Origin of the sequence: Umezawaea sp. NPDC059074 (assembly GCF_042738955.1) — a bacterium.
Lineage (GTDB): Bacteria > Actinomycetota > Actinomycetes > Mycobacteriales > Pseudonocardiaceae > Umezawaea.
In genome coordinates, this window is the sequence record NZ_JBHYHC010000249.1 from 1 (window position 1) to 6,621 (window position 6,621).

The 6,621-nt window shown below is 71.0% G+C and carries 8 protein-coding genes; 2 read left to right on the top strand and 6 right to left on the bottom strand.

Going from position 1 to position 6,621, the window contains the following annotated elements; all coding sequences use genetic code 11:
• Positions 1 to 172: 172 nt before the first annotated feature.
• Positions 173 to 1,447, bottom strand: a complete 1,275-nt coding sequence (locus ACFWW9_RS45385) for an ATP-binding protein (RefSeq protein WP_390389749.1) — start codon at positions 1,445 to 1,447, stop codon at positions 173 to 175.
• A complete protein-coding gene (locus ACFWW9_RS45390; RefSeq protein ID WP_390389750.1) occupies positions 1,447 to 2,121 on the bottom strand; it encodes a response regulator transcription factor in 675 nt (224 codons plus the stop codon). The genes ACFWW9_RS45385 and ACFWW9_RS45390 overlap by 1 nt, the downstream gene beginning before the upstream one ends.
• Positions 2,122 to 2,145: 24 nt before the next feature.
• Here ACFWW9_RS45390 and hisN point away from each other — a divergent pair, with 24 nt between their 5' ends.
• On the top strand, positions 2,146 to 2,934 hold the full coding sequence (gene hisN, locus ACFWW9_RS45395) for a histidinol-phosphatase (protein ID WP_390389751.1): 789 nt from the start codon (positions 2,146 to 2,148) through the stop codon (positions 2,932 to 2,934).
• On the opposite strand, the gene ACFWW9_RS45400 is transcribed toward hisN, so the two are convergent.
• From ACFWW9_RS45400 to ACFWW9_RS45415, 4 genes are read right to left on the bottom strand one after another with little or no spacing between them, the layout of a single operon-like run.
• Positions 2,915 to 3,178, bottom strand: coding sequence for a hypothetical protein (locus ACFWW9_RS45400; RefSeq protein ID WP_390389753.1), 264 nt, complete (start codon positions 3,176 to 3,178; stop codon positions 2,915 to 2,917). The two genes, hisN and ACFWW9_RS45400, sit on opposite strands and share 20 nt — an antisense overlap.
• Positions 3,175 to 5,256, bottom strand: a complete 2,082-nt coding sequence (locus ACFWW9_RS45405; protein WP_390389754.1) for a glycohydrolase toxin TNT-related protein — start codon at positions 5,254 to 5,256, stop codon at positions 3,175 to 3,177. Before ACFWW9_RS45405 ends, ACFWW9_RS45400 begins: the two co-directional genes overlap by 4 nt.
• A 10-nt stretch (positions 5,257 to 5,266) precedes the next feature.
• Positions 5,267 to 5,581, bottom strand: a complete 315-nt coding sequence (locus ACFWW9_RS45410; RefSeq protein WP_390389756.1) for a hypothetical protein — start codon at positions 5,579 to 5,581, stop codon at positions 5,267 to 5,269.
• On the bottom strand, positions 5,578 to 6,024 hold the full coding sequence (locus ACFWW9_RS45415; protein WP_390389757.1) for a YbaB/EbfC family nucleoid-associated protein: 447 nt from the start codon (positions 6,022 to 6,024) through the stop codon (positions 5,578 to 5,580). The genes ACFWW9_RS45410 and ACFWW9_RS45415 overlap by 4 nt, the downstream gene beginning before the upstream one ends.
• Before the next feature lie 69 nt (positions 6,025 to 6,093).
• On the opposite strand from ACFWW9_RS45415, the gene ACFWW9_RS45420 reads away from it, so the two are divergent.
• Positions 6,094 to 6,537, top strand: coding sequence for a MaoC family dehydratase (locus ACFWW9_RS45420; RefSeq protein ID WP_390389759.1), 444 nt, complete (start codon positions 6,094 to 6,096; stop codon positions 6,535 to 6,537).
• The last annotated feature ends 84 nt before the right edge of the window (positions 6,538 to 6,621 follow it).

Genomic DNA, 6,621 nt, shown 5'->3' on the forward strand with positions numbered 1-6,621 from the left:
TTTGGCCCGATCAAGGGGCAAATCTAGGGGCCCCAAATCAAATCGGACACAGCGGGCTGGAAATCGAAGCCGCCGACCGGCCAGGCTGGAAGCCGAGGCCACCAAACCAGCCAGGCTGGAAGCCGGAGCCGCCAAGTGAGCGAGCCGGAAGCCGAAGGCAGCGGGAGACCCACTACCGAGGCGTCGAATCCGTCCGCCAGGGAACCCCGACCACGTCCTGAGCCTTAGGCACAGGCAAGAACACCGAAAACGTCGCAGGCCGAGCCGTGGACAACTCCAGCCGGCCCCCATCCGCGTCCACCAAAGCACGAGCCAACGACAGCCCCACCCCGGTCGACCCCCCGCCCGAAACCCCGCGCTCGAAGATGTGTCCGGCCAGCTCGTCCGGCACCCCGGCACCCCCATCGCTGACCTCGACCACGATGGCCGCCTCGTCGCTCCGGGCGGACAGCACCACCTGTCCCTCCCCGTGCCGCAAAGCGTTGTCCAGCAACACCCCGATGGCCTCCCGCAGCCGCCCAGGGGTGGCGCGGGCCAGCATTCCTTCGGGGACCCGTACCTTCAGCGCCCTGCCCTCGCCGCGCAGCGGCTCGCGCCACTCCTCCGCGATGGCGCTCAACTCGGCTCGCAGGTCGAGTGGCTCGGCGTCTACCGAGCGGGCTGCCCTGGCCGCCGCTAGCAGTTCGTCGAGGACCTCGGCCAAGCGTTCGGCCTGTTCCAGCGCCGCGCCGGCTTCGGCGGCTGTTTCTGGTTCCTCGTGGTCGGCCAAGGCCTCCAAGCGGAGTTGCAACGCGGTCAGGCGGCTTCTCAGCTGGTGTGACACGTCGCCGACCAGTTCGCGTTCTCGCTGCACGAGCAGGGCCAGTGCGCCGGCGGAGGTGTCCAGGGCTTCCGAGACCAGGTCCAGTTCGGCTACGCCGTGGCGGCGGTCGTCGTTGCGGAAGTCGCCTGCGCCGAGGCGGGCGGCGCGGGCGGCTACGTGGCCCAGTGGTTGGGAAAGTTTGCGGGCGGTGACGGTGGCTACGACCGTTCCTGTGGCTACCGACAGGACCAGCAGGAGCACGACCGACACGGCTACCTGTGCCTGTTGGGTGCGCATGGGGCCGGAGGGCATTTCCAGGCGGACGATGCCGCCCTGGGCGATCGGGACCTCCTCCGAGAGGACGTCCGCGCCCAGGGTCGGGCCGGATTCCTGGGTGGTGCCGCTGGAACGGACCTCCAGGTGGGCTCCCTGCGGGATGGCCACCTGGACGGTGTCGAGGGAGATCGTCGCGCCGTCGGCGATCTGGTCGTCCAAGGCCGCGGCGATGCGTCTGGCGCTCGCCGCCAGGTCGGAGTGGGCGCCGTCGTCGACCAGTTGGAGCGCTGTCCAGCCGAGTGGGATGCCCAGGACGAAGCCGGTGACCGCTACCGCGAGCATGATCGCCCGCATGATCCGGGTGCGCATTAGTCGGCGTTGAAGCGGAAGCCGACGCCGCGCACCGTCGCGATGCGCTTCTCGACCGACTTCATCGTGCCGTCGCCGAGCTTCCTGCGCAGCCACGACATGTGCATGTCGAGGGTCTTGCTGCCCTTGAGTTCGGGGTCGTTCCAGACCTCGGACAGGATCTCGTCGCGGTTCACGACCTGGCCGGAGCGCTGCATCAGGACGCGGAGCAGCTCGAACTCCTTGTTCGCCAGCTGCACCTCCCGGCCGTCCACGGTCACGCGGCGGGCGGCGAGGTCCATTCGGACGCCGTTGACCTCCAACGTGCCCGGGGCGCGGCGGCGCAGCAGGGCGCGGATGCGGGCCATCAGCTCGGCCAGGCGGAACGGCTTGGCGACGTAGTCGTCCGCGCCGGCGTCCAAGCCCACGACGAAGTCGACCTCGTCGGACCTGGCCGTCAGCATCAGGACGGGCACGCCTCGGCCGCCGGAGCGGAGTCTTCGGCACACCTCCAGGCCGTCCATCCCCGGCAACCCCAGGTCGAGCACCAGCAGGTCGATGCCGCCCGCCACGGCGACCTCCAACGCGCTGGGGCCGTCGCTCACGACGTGCACGGCGTACCCCTCGCGCTGGAGGGCACGCGACAGTGGATCGGCGATTGCCGGGTCATCCTCGGCCAACAAGACCACGCTCACGATTCACACCCTAGGCCTGGCACGATGCGCCGTGTGGAGAGCTACGAGAGTGATCTCGATCTTGCCCGCCTGCTGGCGGACGCGTCCGACCTGATCACGACGTCCCGATTCCGCGCGCTGGACCTCGTCGTGGACCGGAAACCCGACCGCACACCGGTCACCGACGCCGACACGGCCGTCGAGGACGCCGTGCGCGCGCTGCTGGCCGAGCACCGGCCGGACGACGCGGTCGCGGGCGAGGAACGCGGTGGTGAGGTGGGGTCCGGGCGCACGTGGGTGCTCGACCCGATCGACGGCACGAAGAACTTCCTGCGAGGCGTTCCGGCGTGGGCGACGCTGATCGCGCTGGTGGTGGACGGCACGCCCGTCGTGGGCATGATCAGCGCGCCCGCGCTGGGTCGCCGCTGGTGGGCGGCGTCAGGGACGGGCGCGTACTCGTCCGACCCGTTCGGCACGCGCCGCCTGTCCGTGTCGCGCGTGGCGGCGCTGGAGGACGCGTACCTGACCACGACGCACTTCGGCTCGTGGGAGAAGTACCACTCGCAGGCCGCCTACCTGGCGCTCATGGACGCGACCTGGGAGAACCGGGCGTTCGGCGACTTCTGGTCGCACTGCCTGGTCGCCGAGGGCGCGATGGACGTCGCCGCCGAGGCCATCGTGAACCCCTGGGACGTCGCCGCCGCCCAGGTCCTCGTCACCGAGGCGGGCGGACGGTTCAGCGACCTCAAGGGCGTCGAGCGCTACGACCAGGGCAGCGCGCTCTCCACGAACGGCCTCCTGCACGACGACGTGCTCAGGGTGCTTGCGGGCTGAGCACTCCCACGGCGCCACGGGCGACCTGGGCCCACGCGAGCCTGCCGAACAGGTAGTGGCAGGCCACGTCCTCGCTGGTGAACCGGGCCCAGTCGTACCGGTTGCCCTGCTCGCGCCAGAACACCTCCCACCCGTCGCCCTCGCGGACCAGGCACCAGCGGTCGTCGGCCTCTTCGCCCAGCGACACGACCTCGTCCGGCACGCCGACGGAACGCAGCCAGCCCGCGAGCGACTCGGTGTTCATGACAGCTCCATCAGGTAGCCCAGCGCGACGAGGTCGGCGACGGGGTAGGTGGTGCGGTAGCGGGTCGCGCCGCCGGGCTGGCCGAACCAGCCGACGGAGATGGTCCGCCACACCGGGATCGGGCGGCTGACGACGTACCGGTGGTAGCCGGCGGCCAGGTCGGACGGCGGGAGGGAGCGGGCGGCGAACGGGGTGCCGCGCTCGGACAGCACCCGGCCCTCGGGGGTGCCGAACCGGTCTAGTTCGACGCCCGCCGGGAGCACGTCGGGCCTGCCGGACTCGTAGCCGCCCTCGGGGAACGTGCCCGAGGGGGGCCAGACGATTCCCGCGTCGCGGAGGAAGCGGGCGTCCCACTCGCGCTCGTGCAAGCCCGCTTGGGGGTCGTAGCCGTCGGACAGGTTTCGCACGATCGGGTGATCTGGGCCTAGGCCGTGGCTGGGTGGGGACGGGTGTGAGGCCGTGGGGGCGACCAGGTCGGCGTGCGGGTGGTCCTGGGGTGGGAAGCGGAGGCCGGTGCCGGGGTCCGCCTCGGTGGCCGACGGAGCTACCTGCTGGACCGGGCGGGTGCTGGGGGGTGGGTTCGAGCCTCGGGGGAACGCTCGGAAGTAGAAGAAGCCGAACAGGTCGGAGGCCGGGGTGTCGTCCGGCTTCTTGGCGTCCTTGCCCGTGGGGGTGGAGGAGGGTGAGGACGTCGCGGGCTGTTGCGACGACTGGGGTGTCGACTTCTGCTCGGTGCGCTGTTGGGTGGCGGACTGGTCGGTGCTGCGCTGGCCGGGTTGGTCCGTGCCGCGTTGGCCTGGCTGGTCAGTTCCCCTGGCGGTGGTGCCGCTCTGGTCGCCAAGGCGTTGGAGCGGGGACTGGTCCGTGCGTTGCACCGCGCCCACGACCGCGCCGCCTGCCGCCGGAGCGGCTGGGGTTGCGGGGGCGGTTGGGGCTGCCGGAGCCGACGGGCCGAAGGTCGGGGCCTGCGTCGGGGCTTGGGTGGTCGGTGCGGGAGCGGTCGGGGTCTGCTGGACCGGTGACTGCGTGAAGGACTCCGCGGGGGCGATCGGCGGGGGCAGCAGGGTGGCCGCGGATTGGGCGACCGTGCCGTCCGTGGTGCTGACCAGTGGTTGAGCGACCGGGGGCAGTTCTACCGCGTGTTGGACCGGTGGGACGTCTACCTGCGGCAGCGTGATCGGGGGGACGGTCAGCGGTGGCGTTGCCACGACCGGCGGCTGCACCTGTACGGCGGGTGGGAGTTCTCCGGTGGCGAGGGGCGCGGTGACCGTCTGGATGGCGGTGGGCACGGCCTCGACTGCCGGTGCGAGGACCGGGGCGGCGTGGGCTACCGGGGCGGTGACGGCGGGCACGACGCCCTGGGTCACGGTGTCGACCAAGGGTGCGACGGGCAGTGCTCCGGTCACGGCGGGCACCGCTCCCGTCACAGCGGGAACCACGGCGGGCACCGCTCCTGTCACGGCGGGAACCACGGCGGCGGTCACGGGTGCGGTGACGGCACCAACGGTGTCGAGCAACCCGCCGCCGTGATGGGAGCCGGGGTTCGCGTTGACCGGTGGTGCGGTCGTGCCCACGTCGACGCCGCTGTCCAGTCGGACTGAGGAGGCGAGGGTGGACGTCAGGTTGGTGACGTTCGCGGTGGTGCCCGCGAGCGCGGTGTCCAGGCCGAGCAGCGCTGTCGGGTGGCCGGCTGCGGCGGCTGAGTTGGCTGCGTCGGTGTTCTTGGCCAGGTTGACCAGTTCGCGGACCAGTTCGACCTTGGCCGCGCCGATCTGGTCGGCCCCGTGCTCCAGCCGGTCGGCGGCGGCGTGGCAGCCCTTGGCGGAGGTGTTCAGCTCGCCTTCCGGGGCCACGACACCGTTCCAGTGCCTGCGGGCCGCGTCACCGGTGTCGCCGGTGATGCCCGACAAGGCCTTGGTGGCCGAGCCGTCGGAGTCGCCCGCGAGGCCGGTGATCCGGTTGCCCGCGTCGCGCCACGCGGCGGCGGCCGTGCGCATCTTGTCCTCGTCGGCCTCCGGCCACTTCACGCCCGCCTTCGCGGCGACCTCGACGAGTTCCGGAGGAAGTTGGATGCCCATGTCGCGCCCCTCAGCTGTGGACGTCGCGCAGCGAACCCGCGGCGCCGTCGTCGACCTGGCCGTACGTCTTCGCGGTCGCGGCGAACCGCTCGCCGACGCCGCCGAACCGGGCCGGGAGCCCGTCCAGCTTGGTGAGCGACTCGTCGGCCTTCGCCACGTGGCCGCGGGCGAAGCTCTGGCCGATCTCGTCGGACCCCCAGCAGAGCCCGACCGAGTCGAGGACCCCCGAGAGGTCCGCGACGATCTTGCCCGCGCGCTCGGAATAGCCGGTGAACTCCCCCGCGCCGTCGTTCAGCTTGGTCAGCTCGGCGTCGAAACCCGTCATCGCGTCCTCCCCAGGTCGTCCATCCAGCTGTCCCGCAACGCGAAGTCGTCGTCCTCCGGCGGCGGACGCCGGGGCGGCGGAGCGATCTCGTCCGGCGTGAGGTCCGCGGTGCCGTGCACCAAGGCCGCCGGATCGGTGTCCGCGGGCAGCACCGGCGCCAGCGTGCGGTAGGTGTCCTCGGCCGCCTTCGCGGCGGCCGCCTCGGTGGTGCGGAGGACGACCTCGGCCAACTGGGCCGGGCGGTAAGCGCGGTAGGCGTTGTCGGCGAACTGGAGCCCGGTCAACGCGCCACTGCGGTTGACGGTCGCGGTCACCAGACCGTCCGGACTGGTCACCGTCGCGGAGATGCCCGCGAGATCGCGCTGCACGGACGCCAACTGGTCACGGCTGCGCCGGTAGTCGGCCAGCAGCTCCTCGACCTGGGCCCGGTGATCTGACGTCACGGCCACCTCCGGTTCACGCGCGTTGGACGCCCAGGCGTGGCAGCCGGTTCCCAGTGGTTGTATCTGCCCATGACCACCATCGCCTTCGAAGACCTGACGCCAGGACGGATCATCCCGCTCGGCGAGGTCACCGTCGACCGCGAGTCGATGCTTTCCTTCGCCGAGCAGTTCGACCCGCAGCCGTTTCATCTGGACGAGGAGGCTGGGAAAGCGTCGGTTTTGGGAGGGTTGGCGGCATCTGGGTGGTTCACGGCGGCGTTGTGGATGCGGCAGTACGTGGATCACGTGCTGGCGGATTCGACTTCTCAAGGGTCGCCTGGGGGGCGGGAGTTGTCGTGGTTGGCGCCGGTGTTCGCGGGGGATGTGTTGCGGTGCGAGTTGACGGTGGTGGGGGCTCGGGTGTCCCGTAGTCGGCCGTCGTTGGGGTTGGTGGAGATTGTCGGGGTGGCTGTTCGTGGGTCGTCTGTGGTTTACCGGTTGACGTTTACCGGGATCTTTGGGGTTAGGGGCTGAACCCCCGGTTGCGCCAATTATCCCACCCTCTTTCGTCTTGTCAAGGCTGGAAAGACGCCTTGACAAGACGAAAGAGGGTGGGGG

What these genes read in the sequence shown, in the direction of transcription:
- ACFWW9_RS45385 (WP_390389749.1), bottom strand. Translation starts at nt 1,447, where the DNA reads ATGCGCACCCGGATCATGCGGGCGATCATGCTCGCGGTAGCGGTCACC.
- hisN (WP_390389751.1), top strand. Translation starts at nt 2,146, where the DNA reads ATGCGCCGTGTGGAGAGCTACGAGAGTGATCTCGATCTTGCCCGCCTG.
- ACFWW9_RS45400 (WP_390389753.1), bottom strand. Translation starts at nt 3,178, where the DNA reads ATGAACACCGAGTCGCTCGCGGGCTGGCTGCGTTCCGTCGGCGTGCCG.
- ACFWW9_RS45405 (WP_390389754.1), bottom strand. Translation starts at nt 5,256, where the DNA reads ATGGGCATCCAACTTCCTCCGGAACTCGTCGAGGTCGCCGCGAAGGCG.
- ACFWW9_RS45410 (WP_390389756.1), bottom strand. Translation starts at nt 5,581, where the DNA reads ATGACGGGTTTCGACGCCGAGCTGACCAAGCTGAACGACGGCGCGGGG.
- ACFWW9_RS45420 (WP_390389759.1), top strand. Translation starts at nt 6,094, where the DNA reads ATGACCACCATCGCCTTCGAAGACCTGACGCCAGGACGGATCATCCCG.